Genomic DNA, 16,883 nt, shown 5'->3' with positions numbered 1-16,883 from the left:
CTGGTAGGCCGCCATCGCTGGCAAGCCAGCTCCCACCATTTGACCGAGTGCATTCAGTCAGGGATTGGTCGGCTGTGAGGACGCTTTCGCGAGCAGGCTCGCTCCCACAGTTGGAATGAGTGTATTCAGTTGGGGATTGGTCGGCTGTGAGGCCGGCATCGCTGGCAAGCCAGCTCCCACCATTTGACCGAGTGTATTCAGTCAGGGATTGGTCGGCTGTGAGGCCGCTTTCGCGAGCAGGCTCGCTCCCACAGTTGGAATGAGTGCATTCAGGTGGGAGGTTGGTCGGCTGGGAGGCCGCCATCGTTGGCAAGCCAGCTCCCACAGTTGGAGTGTGTACATTCAGTTGGGGATTGGTCGGCTGGGAGGCCGCTTTCGCGAGCAGGCTCGCTCCCACAGTTGGAATGCGTGCATTCAGGTGGGAGGTTGGTCGGCTGGGAGGCCGCCATCGCTGGCAAGCCAGCTCCCACCATTTGACTGAGTGCATTCAGTCAGGGATTGGTCGGCTGGGAGGCCGCTTTCGCGAGCAAGCTCGCTCCCACAGTTGGAATGTGTGCATTCAGGTGGGGATTGGTCGGCTGTGAGGACGCTTTCGCGAGCAGGCTCGCTCCCACAGGAGAGCTTTGTTGTTCACAAAATGCTGATCACCCTAAATCCAATGTGGGAGCGAGCCTGCTCGCGAAGGCTGACGCACTGGCAACACAGTTCTCCAAACAGAAAAAACCCGCCGTCCCGACTGATCGGTACGGCGGGTTTTGTCGTTTCAGGCCTTGATCACACCGTGTCCACTTTCAGCGAATGATCATTGAGCATGCCGCTGATAATCGTCGCCGTGTCGTGCCCGCCGGCTACCACCCCACCCGCCCCCGGGGTCACGCCGTAGTGGCTGGCGAGGTTGACGCCGGCCAGGTCGATGGTCTGGTTCGGCGTGGCGCCGGCCAGGGCGCTGACGTCGATGCTGGTGAGCACCGAGGCGCCGCTGCCGGTGACGGTGAAGTGCAGGTAATCATCGAGCGACGCCGTGGTGCCGTTTTCACCTTGCAGCAGTTGCGACAGGTCAAGCTTGTCGGTGCCGGGGGTGAAATCGGTGATGGTGTCGTGGCCACTGTTGCCCTTGAGGTACTGGAAGGTGTCCGCGCCGGCCCCGCCAGTCAGGGTGTTGTTGCCCATGCCGCCGATCAGCAGGTCATCACCGCCGCCACCGTTGAGGATGTCATTGCCCAGCCCGCCGTTGATCACGTTGTTATTGTTGTCGCCGGTCAGGGTGTCGTTGAAGTTCGAGCCGACCAGGTTTTCGATATTGCTGATCGTGTCGGTGCCGGCGCCGATGGTGTTTTGCGCACCGAGCAGGCCGAGGTTGACCGTGACCCCGGCGGTGGCGTGGGCATAGCTGACCGTGTCGATGCCGGTGCCGCCGTCGAGAATGTCGTTGCCCGGGCCGCTGTAGAGCAAGTCGTTGCCCGCGCCGCCGTGCATCTCGTTGTTGCCGGAACCGGCGGTCAGTACGTCGTTGCCGTCGCCGCCATTGAGGATGTTGTTGCCGGTGCCCGCCACCAGAATGTCGTCGCCAGCGGTACCGGTGAGGGTGTGGCCATCCTGATAGGTGATGCTGACGTTGGCGGTGTCGCTGCCGCCATGGTTGTCATTGGCGATATAGGTGCCGTGGAAATCCGGCGTCACGTCATGGGCGCCGGCGTAGTTGACCGTCATGGTCAGTTGATAGTTTTCCGCTGCCGTCGGATTGCTGCCGCTGGTGTTGCTGATGTTGGTCACGTGGATCTGGTAGGTGCCATCGGCACCGGCAGTGATGGTGCCGCCGTCAGCGATGCTGACGAACGCGCCGCCGTTGACCGAGTACTCCATGGTGACGTGGCCGGCCGCGAGGTTGTGATCCAGGTTCAGCGTTTCGCCCTGTTTCAGTTTGACGGTGATCAGGTCCTCATCGTTGGCATTGGCATTGGTCACCGCACCGAGGTAACCGCTGACCACCAGCACTGCGGTCATCGCGGCGGTGTTGGCGGCGAATGCAGCGCGTACGTCGGCCAGGTTCTGGTTGGCGGCGGTGTTGCCGGTGCCGGCGAAGTTGATCGCACCGGTACCGGTGAAGTCCGCGCCCTTGGCCACCCATCCGGTGTTGAAGCTGGTCGGCGAAGCGTTGAGCGTGTCGCCGTCCGGATCGGTGTCGTTGGCCAGCAACAATTCGCCCGGCACGGTGATGTTGCTCGACAGCACGTTGGTGATGACGTGGTCGTCCGTCGCCACCGGTGGCGAGTTGGGGATCACTTTCACCGTCAGCGTCGAGCTGGCAAGGTCGCCGTCGTTGTCGCTGAGGGTGAAGCCGATGTTCTCGGTGATCACCGTGGTCGTGGTTTTTTGCGAGGTGTAGCTGTAGTCACCGGTGTCGAGGTTGATCACCAGCGTGCCGCTGTTGTTGGTGGCGATGCTGATCGTGTTGTTCACGGTGTTGAACGTGCCGTGGTTGGTGCCGCCCGATGCGGTCAACGAACCCTGGCCGCTGTTGGCGCGCGGGTCATAGGTGTAGGTGGTGCCGTCGACCACGATGGATTTGATGAAGCCGCCATCGGCGCCAAAGGTACCGCCCTCGCCCAGCAGCGAACCGGTGACCGGCGCGCCTTCCACAGTGCCCGACAGCACCGAGTTGAGCTGATTGAGGTCGGTGACCACCACCGCATTGGTGTTGGTGTGGCTGATGCCGTCATAGGCCAGCGGATCGAGGTTGGCGTTGCTCACGCCGCTGCCCAGACCGATGGCGTAGTTCTTGATGTTGTTGGCATCGAGGAAGTTTTTCAGCGCGGCTTCGTCGGCAGCGTTGATGTCGCCTTCGTTGGGCTTGCCGTCGGAGAAGAAGTAGCCGACGTTCTGCGCCCCGGTGAGTTTGCCCGAGGTGTTGAACGCGGTCTGCATCACCGCCACGGCAGCGTCGTAGTTGGTACCGCCACCGGCGGTGAGGCCAGCGAGTATGGACTTGGCCGTCGCCACATCGACCCACACCGAAGTCCGGTCAGTGGCATTACTGCTGAAGGTGACGAGTTGTACCTTCACATCGCCAAGATCATCGTACTTGTCGAGCAAGGCACTGATGGCCTGCTTGGCCAGCGCCAGCCGTGACAGCCCCGGTACACCGGAGGCGTCGGCCATACTGCCGGAGATGTCGAGGACGATCAGCAGGTTGGAATCGATTTCCACCGCCGCCACCGAACGATCCGACGCCATGGCTTTGGGCACGTCGTCGACGATGTTGACCACAATCGTGCTGGTGGTGCTGTTGCCCAGCGCATCGGTGGCTTTGTAGGTAAAACTTTCGCTCAGGGTGTTGGCGCCGTCGTTGGCGTTCGGCGTGGTTTTCGGTGCCGAGGTCAGGGTGTAAGTGTAAGTGCCGTCGGCGTTGAGCTGGATCTGCCCGTAAGTGCCGGTGGCGCTGCCGACCAGGGTGTAGGTGAGCGCCCCGCTGCCGCCAGTGACCGCACCGACCAGTGTGCCGGTGGCGGTTTCGCCGGTGTTGCTCGGATCGCTGCCGGTGACCGTGCCGGGGGCCAGGTCCTGGCCGTCCTTGGTCAGGTCGAGGGCTTTTTCGTAGACCGTCACGTCCTGATCGACCGACGCAATCAGTTTGCTGTCGGCGACATTGATGGTGATGGTGGTGGTGCTTTCGTCGCCGTCACCGTCGCGGATGGTATAGGTGAAGGTGTCGGTGGCGCCCGGCGGGCTGACGGAGTTCGGGTTGCTGTGGTAGATGGCGTTGCCTGCCGCGTCGAGGGTCAGGTAGCCGTAGGTGCCGTTGATGTTGCTGTTGAGGCCGCCGATCGCCGAGGTCGCGGTATTGCTGCCGGCACGCACGCCGACCACTGCCCCGCCCGCCGCTGCGCCATCGGCGCCAGTGACGTCGTTGCCGAGCACGCTGATATTGACCGTGCCGCCCTCCGCCACCGAGCCGGTGTCGGCCTTGGCGGTCGGCAGGTCATCGATGATGTTGACGTTGATCTGGCCGCTGGCGGTGCTGCCATCGGTGTCAGTCGCGACCACGTTGAAGTTTTCGGTGAGGCTGTTGGCGCCGTTGCCGGTCGGGTGATTTTCGTTATCCACCAGGGTGTAGCTGTAACTGACCACGCCGGTCGCCGGGTTGTAACCGGTGACGGTGAACGTACTGCCCAGCGGCGACACCACCGATTGCGGGAAGCCTGCGGCGACCCCGTTGGTCACGACGGCAATGCCACCGACAGTGAGGGTTTGCAGGCCATCCAGGGCCGTGACGGTGAACGTACCGCTCTGGGTCAGCGCCGGAGTATCGGGGCTGGTGCCGTCACTGAGGTTTTTCTCGTAGACGGTGAGTTCGCCGCCATTGACGTCGAGGCCGTTGAGCACCACCGGATCGTCGTTGTTGTGGATGTTCAGCACCAGGTTCGCGGTGCTGGTATCGCCGTCAGCATCGGTGAGGGTGTAGGTGAATGTCTCGGTGCCGTTTCCACCGCCGTGCAGCGCTTTGAAGTCGGCGTCAGCCGGGTTGAGCGTGTAGGTGTAAGTGCCGTTGGCATTGAGCACCAGCGTGCCGTAAGTCCCGGTGAAGGTACCGGCGGTGATCGGCCCGGCATTCGGTCCGGTGGCGACCACGTCCGCGCCCTGCACGTCGTTGCTCAGCACGTTGCCGGTCAGGGTCAGCTGGGTTTCCGAGGCACTGGTGGCGTTGCTGTCGTTCATCGCCTTGGGCACGTCATCGACAATGCTGACAACGATGGTGCTGGTGACCACATTGCCCAGCGAATCGGTGGCCTGATAGGTGAAGGTTTCAGTCAGGGTATTGGCCCCGTCGTCGGCATGTGGTGTGGTGGTCGCGGGCGAGGTCAGGGTGTAGGTGTAAGTGCCGTTGGGGTTGAGCACGATCTGCCCGTAATTGCCGGTGGCACTGCCGACCAGCGCATAGCTGATGGCGCCGACCGCACCGGTGACCGAACCGACCAGTGTGCCGGAGGCGGTTTCACCCGTATTGGTCGGGTCGCTGCCGGTGACCGTACCGGGGGCCAGATCGGCGCCGTCCTTGGTCAGGTCGAGGGCTTTTTCGTAGACGGTGACGTCGGTGTCGCTGGTCGCATACAGCTTGCTGTTGGCGACATCGATGGTGATGGTGGTGGTGCTTTCATCGCCATCGGAATCGCGCACGGTGTAGGTGAACACATCCACCGCACCGGGGCCGTTCACGGCATTGGGGTTGCTGTGATAGACCGCGTTGCCGTTGGCATCGAGGGTCAGGTAACCGTAGGTGCCATTGATGTTGCTGTTGAGGCCGCCAATGGCCGAGGTCGAGGTGTCGGAGCCGGCGCGCACACCGACCACCGCGCCGGTCACCGCCGGGCCGTCGGCGCCGCCGATGTCATTGTCGAGCACGTTGCCGCTGACGGTGCCGCCCTCCGCCACCGAGGCGGAATCGGCGTGCGCGCTCGGCAAGTCATCAATGATGTTGACGTTGATCTGGCCGCTGGCGGTGCTGCCGTCAGTGTCAGTCGCCACCACGTTGAAGTTCTCGGTGATGCTGTTGGCGCCATTGCCGTTCGGATGGGTTTCGTTATCGACCAGGGTGTAGCTGTAGCTGACCACGCCAGTCGCCGGGTTGTAGCCGGTGATGGTCAGCGTGCTGCCCAACGGCGTAACGATCGATTGCGGGAAGCCTGCGGCCACACCACCGGTGACGACGTTGATGCCGCCTACGGTCAGGGTTTGCAGACCGTCGAGCGCGGTCACGGTGAAGGAACCGCTCTGAGTCAGCGCCGGCGTATCGGGACTGGTGCCGTCGCTGAGATTTTTTTCGTAGACCGTGAGTTCGCCGCCATTTACGTCGAGGCCGTTGAGGGTCACTGGATCGTCGTTGTTGTGGATCTGCAGAACGAGGTTGGCGGTACTGGTATCGCCGTCCGAGTCAGTGATGGTGTAGGTGAAATTTTCCGTGCCGTTGCCGCCGCCGTGCAGGTTTTTGAAGTCGGCGTCGTTGGTGTTCAGCGTGTAGGTGTAGGTGCCGTCGGTGTGCAGTTCCAGCGTGCCATAGGTGCCAGTGAACGTACCGGCGGTGACCGGGCCGGTGGGTACGCGGTCGGCGCCCTGCACGTCGTTGGTGAGGACGTTGCCGGTCAGGGTCAACTGACTTTCCGAAGCGGTGTTGGCGTTGCTGTCGTTCACGGCTTTTGGCAGGTCATCGATGATGTTCACATCGAGGGTTGCGTTAGCGGTGGTGCCGTTGTCGTCCACTACGGTGACGGCGAACTGTTCAGGCAGATTGTTGGCGCCGTTGGCGGTCGGGTGTGCCTCGTTGTCGACCAGGGTGTAGCTGTAGCTGACGACACCGGTGGTCGCGTTGAATCCGGTGATGGTCAACGTGCTGCCCAGCGGTGTGGTGACCGATTGCGGGAAGCCTGCGGCTACACCGTTGGTGACCACGGCGATGCCACCGACGGTCAGGCTCGTCACGCCGTCCAGCGCAGTGATGGTGAAGGTGCCGCTTTGGGTCAGTGCGGTGGAGTCCGGTGCGCTGCCGTCAGTGAGATTTTTCTCGTAGACGGTGAGTTCACCGCCATTGACGTCGAGCCCGTTGATGATCACCGGATCGTCGTTGTTGTGGATCTGCAGGACGAGGTTGGCGGTGCTGGTATCGCCGTCCGAATCGGTGATGGTGTAGGTGAAGGTTTCGGTGCCATTGCCGCCACCGTGCAGGTTTTTGAAGTCGGCGTCGGTGGTGTTCAGCGTGTAGGTGTAGGTGCCGTCGGTGTGCAGTTCCAGGGTGCCGTAGGTGCCGGTGAACGTACCGGCGGTGACTGGACCGGTGGGTACGCGGTCGGCGCCTTGCACGTCGTTGGTCAGGACGTTACCGGTGAGGGTCAGATTGGTCTCTGACGCGGTATTGGCGTTGCTGTCGTTCGCGGCTTTTGGCAGGTCGTCGATGATGTTCACATCGAGGGTCGCGTTGGCGGTGGTGCCATTGTCATCCACTACCGTTACGGCGAACTGCTCGGGCAGGTTGTTTGCGCCGTTGGCGGTTGGGTGTGCCTCGTTGTCGATCAACGTGTAGCTGTAACTCACAACACCCGTAGTGGCGTTGAAACCGGTGATGGTCAGCGTGCTGCCCAGCGGTGTAGTGACCGATTGCGGGAAGCCTGCGGCCACGCCGTTGGTGACCACGGCGATGCCGCCGACGGTCAGCGTGGTGACGCCGTCCAGAGCGGTGATGGTGAAGGTGCCGCTTTGAGTTAGCGCGTTGGTATCAGGCGCGCTGCCGGTGCTGAGGTTTTTTTCGTAAACGGTCAGCTCTCCGCCGTTAACGTCGAGGCCGCTGATGACCACGGGGTCGTCGTTGTTGTGGATTTGCAGGACGAGATTCGCAGTGCTGGTATCGCCGTCCGAATCGGTGATGGTGTAGGTGAAAGTCTCGGTGCCATTACCGCCGCCGTGCAGGTTTTTGAAGTCGGCGTCGGTAGTGTTCAGCGTGTAGGTGTAAGTGCCGTCGGTGTGCAGTTCGAGGGTGCCGTAGGTGCCGGTGAAGGTGCCGGCGGTGACTGGACCGGTGGGTACGCGGTCGGCGCCTTGTACGTCGTTGGTCAGTACGTTACCGGTCAGGGTCAACTGAGTTTCCGAAGCGGTGCCAGTGTTGCTGTCATCGATTGCTTTAGGCAGGTCGTCGATCACGTTCACATCAAGCGTTGCATTGGCAGTCGTGCCGTTGTCGTCCACGACGGTGACGGCGAACTGCTCAGGCAAATTGTTGGCGCCATTGGCGGTTGGGTGTGCCTCGTTGTCGACCAGGGTGTAGCTGTAACTCACAACACCGGTGGTGGCATTGAAACCGGTGATGGTCAGCGTGCTGCCCAGCGGTGTAGTCACCGATTGCGGGAAGCCCGCGGCCACGCCGTTAGTGACGACGGCGATGCCGCCCACCGTCAGCGTGGTGACGCCGTCGAGCGCCGTGATGGTAAACGTGCCGCTCTGGATCAGCGCGCTGGAATCCGGCTCGCTGCCGGTGCCGAGGTTTTTTTCATAAACCGTCAGCTCGCCACCTTCAACGTTCAACCCGTTGATCACCACCGGATCGTCGTTGTTGTGAATCTGCAGAACCAGATTCGCAGTGCTGGTATCGCCGTCCGAATCGGTGAGGGTGTAGGTGAAAGTCTCGGTGCCATTGCCGCCACCGTGCAGCGCTTTGAAATCTGCGTCGCTGGTATTCAGGGTGTAGGTGTACGTGCCATTGGCATTCAATACGAGGGTACCGAAAGTGCCGGTAAAGGTGCCGGCAGTGACCGGGCCGGTGGGCACGCGGTCGGCGCCTTGCACGTCGTTGGTCAGGACGTTGCCGGTCAAGGTCAACTGGGTTTCCGAGGCGGTGTTGGCGTTACTGTCATTCACCGCTTTGGGCACGTCATCAATGATGTTGACGTCGAGCGAGCCGGTGGCGCTGTCGCCATTGCTGTCGCTTGCGGTCACCGTGAAATGTTCACTGAGGCTGTTGGCGCCGTCACCGGCCGGATGGGCATCGTTGCCGTTGAGGGTGTAGCTGTAGCTGACTACGCCGGTGCTGACGTTATACCCGGTGATGGTCAGGGTGTTGCCCAGTTGTGTGGTGATCGACTGCGGGAAACCGGCCGCCACACCGCCGCTGATCACGTTGATACCGCCGATGTTCAGGCTGCTCAGACCGTCCGGCGCCGACACCGTGAAGCTGCCGCTCTGGGTCAGCGCGCCGGGGTTGGCCGAGGAGCCGGCAGGCAGATTGGCTTCGTTGAGGGTCAGCTCACCGCCAGGCACGGCGAGGCCACTGAGGGTCACCAGGTTGTTGACCGGCGGCGGCACGATCGGCGTGTTGTCGCCATTGTCGATGACTGCGTTGTGCCGCTCTTCGGGAAACTCGGGAATACCGTTGAAACCGGCGGTCGGGAAGCCGATCACCGGATCCACGCGCCCACCGACTTCCGTCAGCAGCACAAAACTGTGGCCGCCACCCAACTCACCTGGCGCGCCGCCCGGTGCATTCGGGCCGGCGGCGGTGGCCTCTGCCGCTTTGGTCGGGTCTTCACCGGCAGCGATGGCTTTCTGAATCTGCTCGACATCGGTCAGTTGCGCTTCGCTCGGCGTCAGCGCTTCAGGGGAATCAATGTGCACCGCCTGATTGGCCAGCAGCTGCCCGGACATGGTCATGCTGCTGTCGCGGCCCAGGGTCAACTCGTGGCCATTTTGCAGATGAATGGCGACGGCACCTTCTGCGCCGGTGATCACTTGATCGCCGGCAAACAAGCGGTCGCCCTCGATCAGGGCGCGGCGCGTGCCGTCGGTGCCCTGCGCAAAAACCTGACCAATGACTTTAGTGACTGTCCCGATGAGCGTTGCCATGTGAATTCCTCCGCTGCCGACCACCGTCGGCACTGGTTCGCGAAGCAGCCCATGGCTCAATCGGGTTGTCGGGGCGACGCTCGCACCTCGACAGTTCGTTTCGCAGGTTGCGCAAACGAGGAAACTTCAGTGCTTTCAAGCACTTCAGAATCCTGATCAATGCAGCGAACCCACTAACGCTACGTAACGGTGGTGAATCACCCGAGTGACAAAAATCTGTCGCTCATCTGCCGCTACGCGTCCCTCCCCTTCAGCAGTACTTCGCCGTATGTCGCAAAGTGAATGGAACTTTCCTCAAGCCTTTTTGTGCTCCCTAAAGCGCATGAAACAAAGGCTTTCGATCTGAACAATGTGCTGGTTTTCGCCAAGCGCATAAGTTTTTTTCGGCATAAGGCTTATGAAAATTTTTTCTTAGCTACGCTTCAGGATGTTCTTAGCTCTGTTGTTACAAGAGTGAAACGCTTACACCTCAAATTATCGTCAAATATTTGGCGACAGTAACGCACCATCAGGACCAGGGAGATGCACCCCATGCGCGTTTTAACCCCCCTCTGCAGCGCGGTTTTGCTGGCCATGGCTTGCACTTCCCAAGCCCAGGCCATGAATCTGACCGAAGCGATTCAAAGCACCATCGCCACCCACCCGGACCTCGCCTCGCGCGTGGACGCCAAACTGTCCGCCGATGAACAGGTGAAAGTGGCCAAGGGTGGCTTCTATCCGTCCGTCGATTTGAATGCCGCCTACGGGCGCGGCTACAGCGACAACACCAATACCCGGGCTTTCGGTAATCACCACACCGAAATCCTCAATTACACCCAGTCCGAGCTACGGCTGCGGCAGATGATCTTCGACGGCTTCAACACCGCCAACGAGGTCGAGCGCACCAAGGGCGTGTCAAACTCGCGCGCTTACTACGCGCAAGGCACCGCTCAGGATCTGGCCCTGCGCACCATCGAGGTTTACCTCGAAGTGCTCAAGCGCCGTGAACTGGTGACCCTGGCCCGGAACAACCTGCAAGCGCACTTGCGCGTCAACGATCAGATCGGCCTGCGCACCCAGCGCGGCATCGGCAGCACCGCCGACTCCGATCAGTCGGTCGCCCGTAAGGCGCTGGCGCAAAACAACCTCGACACCGCTGAAGTCGATCTGGCCGACGCCGAATCGAACTTCTACGCCGTGGTCGGGCGCATGCCCGATGAACTGGAAGCGCCACCGTCGACTCGCGGCGAAATCCCCACCAGCCTGCCGGAAGCCCAGCAGAGCATGGTCGAGAACAACCCGTACCTGAAATCCGCGCAGGCGGACGTGCAGTCGGCCGAGAGCCAGTACGAAGTCGCCAAGTCGCCGTTCTACCCGCGTTTCGACGCCGAAGCGGCGGTGGGTGCGAACAACAACGTGCAAGGCGATGAAGGCCACGACAACGAATGGCGCGTCGGCGTGATCATGAATTACAACCTGTTCCGTGGCGGCAGCGACAAGGCTCGTCTGGCCTCCGATGCGCACCAGATCAATCAGGCGATGGACATCCGCAACAACGCCTTGCGTCAGTTGAACGAGAATATTCACCTGGCGTGGAACGCCATGGTCAACGCGAACAAACAGACCCCGACCGCCCGTGAATACGCCGAGACCACCAAGCGTGTGCGCGCGGCGTATCAGGATCAGTTCGGTCTCGGCCAACGCACTCTGCTCGACTTGCTCGACAGTGAAAACGAGCTCTACAACGCCAACCGTCGCTACACCGAAATCCGCTACACCGAGGAATATTCGATGTACCGCGTGCTGGCGAACATGGGCCAGTTGCTGAGCAAGCAACGGGTGGTGCTGCCGGCGGATGCCATTGCGGCGACCGAAGTCAAAAACGAGGCGCGCCTGCCTGAGCTGAAGTAAGTCCCACGATCCATTGTGGCGAGGGAGCTTGCTCCCGCTGGGTTGCGCAGTGACCCCAAAGATTTGAGCAGCAATGAGATCCATGGGGCTGCTGCGCAGCCATCGGGGATAAATCCCCTCGCCACAGGTTGGACCAGTCATTACAGGGGCGATCAATATGACCAGCATGGCCGAAGGCGGACACACCGGGATCGATCCGCGGCTGAGCTTCGATGACCCGTTACTCGACGGTCTGCTGATCCTCTGCAAACTGCATGGCGCGACGGTCAGTCGTGCCAGCCTGAGTGCCGGGCTGCCCCTGAACAAGCAACGTCTGAGTCTGGACCTGCTGCCCCGCGCAGCAGCCCGGGCCGGTTTGCAGGCGCGCTTGTTGCGCCGCGAACTGAAGGATATTTCCGCGCTGAATCTGCCGATCCTGTTGCTGCTCAAGGATGGGCGCACCGCCGTCCTGCGGCGTTTCGCCGACGACGGCAAGGCGCTGATCCTGCCCAGCGAAGCCGATGGCGGCGAGCAATGGGTCGAGCGCGAAGAACTCGCCGAACACTACAGCGGCCAGGCCTTGTTCGCCCGTCCGCGCCACGAACTTGAAGACTTGCGTTCACCGCTGGTGCCGCGAGTGCATGCCTGGTTTCGCGACACCCTGAAGCTGTCGAAATGGCTGTACAGCGACGCGATCCTTGCCAGTTTCCTGATCAACCTTTTAGGCCTGATGGTGCCGCTTTTCGTCATGCAGACCTACGACCGCGTGGTGCCGAATCAGGCCACGTCGACCCTGTGGGTGTTGGCGATCGGCCTGCTGATCGGCACCGGTTTCGAACTGGTGCTGCGGGTGGTGCGCGCGCACCTGCTGGACACCGCCGGGAAGAAAACCGATGTGATCCTTTCCGCGACTTTATTTGAGCGCATCACCGGTATGGCGATGAAGGCGCGGCCGGCAACCATCGGCGGTTTCGCCCAGAGCATTCATGACTTTCAGGGCCTGCGCGAATTCCTCACCGCCGTGACCCTGACCAGCCTGATCGACCTGCCCTTCGTGGTGTTGATGCTGGTGGTGATCGGTCTGCTCGGTGGCTGGCTGGTGGTGATTCCGCTGCTGGCGTTTCCGATCACGATCATTTTTGCTTTGGCGATCCAAGTGCGCCTGCGTGACACCGTGCAGAAAAGCCTGAGCCTGGGTGCCGAACGCCAGGCGTTGCTGATCGAAACCCTCGGCGGCCTGGAAACCCTCAAGGCCTGCAGCGCCGAAAGCGAGCGTCAGCACAAATGGGAAAGTACCCACGGCGCCCTCACCCGCCTCGACAGCCACGCGCGCAACCTCTCGGCGCTGGCGACCAACGGCACGCTGTTCATTCAGCAGTTCTCGGGGATGGCGACGATCGTCGCCGGGGTCTACAGCATCATCGCCGGCAACCTCAGCGTCGGTGCGCTGGTGGCCAGCTACATGCTCGGCAGCCGGGTGCTCGCGCCGCTGGGGCAGATCGCCGGGCTGATCACCCGCTACCAGCAAGCGCAACTGACCATGAAAAGCACCGACGCGCTGATGGGCCTGCCCCAGGAACGCGACGGCAAACAGCGACCGCTGGAACGCACGCAACTGCAAGGTGCGCTGGACGTCAGCGGCGTGACCTTTCACTACAACGGCCAGAACGCACCGGCGCTGAGCAACGTCAGCTTCAGCATGAAACCCGGCGAGCGGATCGGCATCATCGGCCGTAGCGGCTCGGGCAAAAGCACCCTGGCGCGACTGGTGATGGGCTTCTATGAACCCGAGGAAGGCCAGTTGCTGCTCGACGGTCTCGACCTGCGGCAACTGGATGTCGCCGACCTGCGCCAGCAGATCGGTTACGTCGCCCATGACCTGCCGCTGCTGGCCGGCAGCCTGCGCGACAACCTGACCCTCGGCGCCCGCTACATTAGCGATTCACGCATGCTCGAAGTTGCCGAGCTGACCGGCGTCACTGAACTGGCCCGCCAGCATCCGCAAGGGTTCGACCGGCCAGTGGGCGAGCGTGGGCAGTTACTCTCCGGTGGCCAGCGTCAGGCCGTTTTACTCGCTCGGGCGTTGCTGCTCGACCCACCGATCATGCTGCTCGATGAACCCACCAGCGCCATGGACAACAGCAGTGAAGACCTGCTGCGCCAGAAGCTCCACGGCTGGGTGCAAGGCAAGACCCTGCTGCTGGTCACCCATCGCACCTCGATGCTGAGCCTTGTGGATCGGCTGCTGGTACTGGACAACGGCCGGGTCGTCGCCGACGGCCCGAAAGAAGCGGTCATCGATGCACTGCGCAAGGGCCGCGTCGGCTCGGCAGCGGTTTAGATGCGTGCACATAATTTATGGCTCTCACAAAACTGTGGCGAGGGGATTTATCCCCGATGGGCTGCGCAGCAGCCCCAAAGACTCTGAGGGCGCTTCGCACCCTATCGGGGATAAATCCCCTCACCACAAGTAAGTGTTCCGGGCGACGCATGGGTTGTGCGGTTTGATGTTTCCTAACTGAGGGGTATCGCCCCATGTCTGCATCTTCAGATAGCAAATCACGCGGCTACTTCGACAGTTTCGGCAAAAGCGCCGAAGCCGAGTTCATGCCGGAAACCGCCGGCGCTTCGTTGCAGGATTCGCCGCGCTGGTCGCGGATCACCGTGTGGCTCGCAGCGGCGCTGCTGATCAGTGCGCTGGTCTGGGCCAAGTTCGCCGTGCTGGAAGAAGTGACCATGGGCGAAGGCAAGGCGATTCCGTCAAGCAAGGTCCAGGTGATCCAGAACCTGGAGGGCGGGATCGTCACCGAGATTTTTGTCCGTGAAGGACAGATGGTGAACAAGGGCGACAAGTTGCTGCGCCTGGATGACACACGCTTCCTGTCGAACAAGGGTGAGAGCGAGGCCGATCGTTACGCCCTGACCGCGCAAGTCGAACGCCTTTCCGCCGAAGCCGAGGGCCGTCCGTTCAAACTGTCTGACGAGGTGATCGCCAAAGCGCCACAGGTCGCCGAAGACGAACGGGCACTCTACGACCAGCGCCAACGGCGTCTGGCCAGCGAACAACGCACCCTCACCGAACAGCTGCGGCAGAAGACTCAGGAGCTGGCGGAATTCCGCTCCAAGCAAGGCCAGTACAGTTCCAGCCTGGCGCTGCTGCAGCAAGAGATGAACATGTCGGCGCCACTGGTCGGCACCGGTGCGGTGTCGCCGGTGGAGATCCTGCGACTGAAACGCAGCGCGGTGGAAATTCGCGGCTCGCTGAACGCAACGACCCTGGCCATCCCAAGGGCGGAATCGGCAATCAACGAGATCAAGAGCAAGATCGACGAATCGGAACAGACTTTCCGTTCCGACGCCGCCAAGGACCTCAATCAGAAGCGCACCGACCTGTCGAAAATCACCGCGTCGAGCATCGCCATCGACGACCGCGTCAGCCGCACCACCGTGACTTCGCCAGTGCACGGGGTGATCAAGCAACTCAAGGTCAACACCATCGGCGGCGTGGTGCAGCCGGGCAGCGACATGGTGGAAATCGTGCCGCTGGAAGACAACCTGCTGATCGAAGCCAAGGTGCGTCCGCAAGACGTCGCGTTCCTCCATCCGGGCCAGAAAGCCATGGTCAAGTTCAGTGCCTATGACTACACGATCTACGGCGGGCTGAGCGCAAAACTGGAACTGATCGGCGCCGACACCATCACCGATGACAAGGGCAACAGCTTCTACCTGATTCAGGTGCGCACCGATAAAAACCATTTGGGCGGGGATGTGAAACCGCTGCTGATCATCCCGGGGATGGTGGCGACGGTGGACATTATTACCGGGGAGAAAAGTGTGCTGGATTACCTGCTCAAACCAGTGCTCAAAGCCCGGACCGAGGCGATGCGGGAGCGGTAGAAATGTCTGGATTTTGTGGTGAATTGGCTGGCCTCATCGCTGGCAAGCCAGCTCCCACAGGTTCTGAGGTGTTCACAGATTTTGTGTTCGACACGGACACTGTGGGAGCTGGCTTGCCAGCGATGGGGCCAGGCCAGACAACAACTATTTTTCTCCATGATTTCGCTGGTAGACCTCCTCCCCCATCGCCGCAATCTGCCCCTCGATCAACGCTTCGAACGGCTTGAGCAACGGCGCAAACGTCGTCGGCGCTTCCAGGGTTTCCAGCGCCTGCACAATCGCCTCGATGGTCGACAACGCCCCCGGCCCCGGTGCCTTGCGCAACCGGTAGCGCGACACCCCGCACTGCGCCAGCGTCACCCGTGGCAACGCTGCCAATAGCGGATTGAGGTGGAGCATCTTGCGCGCCTTGCGCCAGGTGCCGTCCGGCACCACCAGCAACAACGGTTGATCGGATTCGCGGTAAGCCTGCATCGGCTGCGCATCGTCAGCGGGAAACAGCAACCGCGCCTGATACCCCGGCTGACTCAACAGCGCCGGTAAATCCTCGAACACTTCACCGACAATCAACTCGGCATTGGTCAAACCCAGCGCTGCCAGTCGCGCGGTGTTGAGCGCGTGATTGACCTCGCTCGGATGCTGCAACAGCAGAACGCGGGTGCGGCTGTCGAGGCGCGGAATCAGCGAGCACAGGCAGTGGCTTTGTGGGCGCAGGCAGCGCGGGCATTGGGGTCTGGACATGGTTCTTATGCCTGATTGAGCTGTGCTTTGAGCAAATCACGGAAGGTCTGGATCAGCGGCTCGCGGCTGCGGCCACGGCGCATGATCATCGAAAACGGCGCCTGATAACCGAAGGTCGCCGGCAGCAACACGCGCAGGTCGCCCTTGTCGGCCCAGGCCTGGGCGTAATGTTCTGGCAAGTAACCGATGTAGGCGCCGGAGAGCACCAGAATCAGCTGCGCCTCCATACTTTCCACGGTCGCCGCGCTGTGTTTGAAACCGTGCCGTGCCAGCTCGGCCTGGCTCCAGTAACCACGGCCGACCATGCGTTGCTGGGTGATGACCTGCTCGGGGATCCGCCGTTCGTTGAACAGCGGATGCCGGCTGCTGCAATACAGCCAGTGCTGCTCGCGGTACAGTGGCATGTACACCAGACCGCTCATGCGCGTGGAAAACGCACCGATGGCAAGATCGAGTCGATTGTCCTGCACGCCGAGCTGCAATTCGTACGGGCTCATCACCGACAGATGCAAATGCACCGCCGGGTGTTCCTGACTGTAGGCACCGATGGCTTCGGCGAACGGCAAGGCCTTATCGCTGACAGTGGAGTCGATCACCCCGAGGTTGAGCGTGCCGCGCAGTTCGCCCTTGAGCGCCGCGGCGTATTGCTCGAAACCTTCGAGTTCGGCCAGCAGGCGCAGGGTTTCCTGATGGAACAGCTCACCCTTGCTGGTCAGGCTGAACCCACCGCGCCCGCGATGGCACAGCACCAGACCGAGCGCCGCTTCAAGCTGGCTCATGTAAGTGCTGATCGCCGAGGTCGACAGGTTGAGTTCCTGCTGCGCATTGGCAAAGCCCTGATGCCGAACCACGCTGACGAAGATGCGCAATAGTTTCAGGTCGGGTAAAGCGTTGGCCATGTCTACTCCATCACAACAAGCATTCGGTGCGTCCAAAGAAACACAGTCCCTGTGGGAGCGGGCTTGCTCGCGAAGGCGTCGTATCAGTTGGCATCC

At 61.7% G+C, this 16,883-nt stretch carries 6 protein-coding genes; 3 read left to right on the top strand and 3 right to left on the bottom strand.

Annotation, left to right across the window (positions count from 1 at the left end; translation table 11 throughout):
- Window positions 1-774 precede the first annotated feature (774 nt).
- Window positions 775-9,381 carry a retention module-containing protein gene (locus ACOYXG_RS06900; RefSeq protein ID WP_460356665.1) on the bottom strand — a complete coding sequence of 2,869 codons (8,607 nt, stop codon included), beginning with the start codon at window positions 9,379-9,381 and terminating at the stop codon, window positions 775-777.
- 531 nt (window positions 9,382-9,912) lie between these two features.
- Between ACOYXG_RS06900 and ACOYXG_RS06895 the strand changes: the two genes are divergently transcribed.
- From ACOYXG_RS06895 to ACOYXG_RS06885, 3 genes are all read left to right on the top strand, one after another.
- On the top strand, window positions 9,913-11,271 hold the full coding sequence (locus ACOYXG_RS06895) for a TolC family outer membrane protein (RefSeq protein ID WP_007962570.1): 1,359 nt from the start codon (window positions 9,913-9,915) through the stop codon (window positions 11,269-11,271).
- 157 nt (window positions 11,272-11,428) lie between these two features.
- The gene (locus ACOYXG_RS06890) at window positions 11,429-13,591 is read left to right on the top strand and encodes a type I secretion system permease/ATPase (RefSeq protein ID WP_096797468.1); all 2,163 of its coding nucleotides are present in this window, start codon (window positions 11,429-11,431) and stop codon (window positions 13,589-13,591) included.
- Window positions 13,592-13,785: 194 nt separating this feature from the next.
- Window positions 13,786-15,147, top strand: coding sequence for an HlyD family type I secretion periplasmic adaptor subunit (locus ACOYXG_RS06885; RefSeq protein WP_098967759.1), 1,362 nt, complete (start codon window positions 13,786-13,788; stop codon window positions 15,145-15,147).
- A 144-nt stretch (window positions 15,148-15,291) separates the two neighbouring features.
- On the opposite strand, the gene ACOYXG_RS06880 is transcribed toward ACOYXG_RS06885, so the two are convergent.
- Together ACOYXG_RS06880 and ACOYXG_RS06875 are read right to left on the bottom strand one after the other, a co-directional pair.
- Window positions 15,292-15,888, bottom strand: coding sequence for a tRNA-uridine aminocarboxypropyltransferase (locus ACOYXG_RS06880; RefSeq protein WP_097090487.1), 597 nt, complete (start codon window positions 15,886-15,888; stop codon window positions 15,292-15,294).
- 5 nt (window positions 15,889-15,893) lie between these two features.
- On the bottom strand, window positions 15,894-16,787 hold the full coding sequence (locus ACOYXG_RS06875) for a LysR family transcriptional regulator (RefSeq protein ID WP_007956593.1): 894 nt from the start codon (window positions 16,785-16,787) through the stop codon (window positions 15,894-15,896).
- Between the last annotated feature and the right edge of the window lie 96 nt (window positions 16,788-16,883).

The organism is Pseudomonas sp. G3-39, from assembly GCF_054790485.1.
The sequence above is the reverse complement of the archived record's forward strand: the minus strand, read 5'-3'. Positions and strand labels throughout refer to the sequence as shown.

What these genes read in the sequence shown, in the direction of transcription:
- ACOYXG_RS06900 (WP_460356665.1), bottom strand. Translation starts at nt 9,381, where the DNA reads ATGGCAACGCTCATCGGGACAGTCACTAAAGTCATTGGTCAGGTTTTT.
- ACOYXG_RS06895 (WP_007962570.1), top strand. Translation starts at nt 9,913, where the DNA reads ATGCGCGTTTTAACCCCCCTCTGCAGCGCGGTTTTGCTGGCCATGGCT.
- ACOYXG_RS06890 (WP_096797468.1), top strand. Translation starts at nt 11,429, where the DNA reads ATGACCAGCATGGCCGAAGGCGGACACACCGGGATCGATCCGCGGCTG.
- ACOYXG_RS06885 (WP_098967759.1), top strand. Translation starts at nt 13,786, where the DNA reads ATGTCTGCATCTTCAGATAGCAAATCACGCGGCTACTTCGACAGTTTC.
- ACOYXG_RS06880 (WP_097090487.1), bottom strand. Translation starts at nt 15,888, where the DNA reads ATGTCCAGACCCCAATGCCCGCGCTGCCTGCGCCCACAAAGCCACTGC.
- ACOYXG_RS06875 (WP_007956593.1), bottom strand. Translation starts at nt 16,787, where the DNA reads ATGGCCAACGCTTTACCCGACCTGAAACTATTGCGCATCTTCGTCAGC.